Source organism: Odoribacter laneus YIT 12061, from assembly GCF_000243215.1.
Classification (GTDB): domain Bacteria; phylum Bacteroidota; class Bacteroidia; order Bacteroidales; family Marinifilaceae; genus Culturomica; species Culturomica lanea.
In genome coordinates this window covers 1-1,528 of sequence record NZ_JH594603.1, presented here as the reverse complement: position 1 = coordinate 1,528, position 1,528 = coordinate 1, and the positions used below count along the sequence as shown (strand labels likewise).

The 1,528-nt window shown below is 42.9% G+C and carries 1 protein-coding gene and 1 pseudogene; both read left to right on the top strand.

The genetic code is table 11. The features are described from left to right. Positions 1 to 894 (top strand): annotated as a pseudogene (locus tag HMPREF9449_RS15680) (SusC/RagA family protein); the annotation flags it as partial. A gap of 12 nt (positions 895 to 906) precedes the next feature. Continuing rightward, positions 907 to 1,528 (top strand): RagB/SusD family nutrient uptake outer membrane protein (locus HMPREF9449_RS15675; RefSeq protein WP_009138243.1); only part of this gene is annotated, 622 nt, incomplete at its 3' end.

Here is a 1,528-nt window from a genome sequence, read left to right as displayed (position 1 = left end):
ACCACCATGGGAGTTGGCGGTGTCGTAGATAAAATGGCTAACGTAGCTGAAATGAAAGCTCACGGAGTGGAAGTTTCCCTTTCTACTACCAATATTAACCTGAAGAACTTCCGCTGGACAACCGATTTCATTTTCTCTTATACCAAAAATGAAATTACCAAGATGAACAGCAGTAAACGGGCTATCGATATGATTACTGGTAGTGGTTTTGGTCTTCAGGGCTATCCTGTACGTTGTCTGTTCTCTATTCCGTTCCGGGGATTGAATGAAGACGGTCTGCCTATGTTCCTGAATGAAGATAAAGAGATTACAGTTTCCGATATCAATTTCCAGGAAAGTAATGACATCAGCTTCCTGAAATACGAAGGACCGAGTGAACCGACCGTTACCGGTAGTTTCGGAAATACCTTCTCTTATAAAGGATTAAAACTGAATGTGTTTATGACCTACTCTTTCGGAAATAAACTGCGTCTGGATCCGGTATTCAAATACTCATACTCCGACCTCGATGCTATGCCGAAGGAATTCAAAAACCGCTGGATGATCCCGGGAGATGAAAGATATACCCATGTACCGGTGATTTCAAGTAAACGTCAGCACAATAAAAACGGAAGTTTGTCTTATGCTTACAACGCTTACAACAACTCCGACGTACGTGTAGCCGACGGTGGCTTTATCCGGATGAAAGAGATTTCCCTCTCTTATGATTTCCCGAAAAAGCTTATCACCAAGATCGGTTTCAACAGCCTGTCTATGAAATTGCAGGGAACAAACCTGTTCTTAATCTATGCCGACGATAAACTGAACGGTCAGGATCCTGAGTTCTTCCGTTCCGGTGGTGTTGCCGCTCCTGTACCCAAGCAGTTTACATTCACTTTAAGGTTAGGTTTATAAAAATTGATGACTATGAATAAAAAACACATTATATCACTATTTGCCGCAGCACTGGCTTTAGGCAGTGTTTCGTGCGACGATTATCTGAGTACGGTGCCTGATAATCGGACGGAACTCGATTCTGAGGAAAAGATTACCGACCTTTTGGTTACAGCTTATGCTGCTCACCTGTATCCTTTAACGACAGAGACAATGTCGGATAATGTGGATGACCGGGGTACAGCAACGGGTTTGAGTTCTATCGGCCGTAAACAGGAAGAATTCTATTTCTGGCAGGATCCGACAGATACAGGTAATGAATCCACTAAGAGGGTGTGGGAAACTTATTACTATGCAATCGCTACCGCTAATCAGGCACTGGAAGCCATTGAAAAAATGGGTAGTCCTGAAAGTCTGAACGGTCAAAAAGGAGAAGCCCTGCTTACCCGTGCTTATCATCATTTTATGCTGGTAAATGTATTCTGTAAACATTACAGCGAACAGACCAGTGCTACGGATCTGGGTATTCCTTATATGGAAAAATCGGAAACTACGGTAGCCCCCCACTACGAAAGAGGGACAGTAAAAGAGGTATATGAGAAAATTCAGAAGGATATCGAAGAAGGTCTTCCGCTGATAGACGATAATATCTATA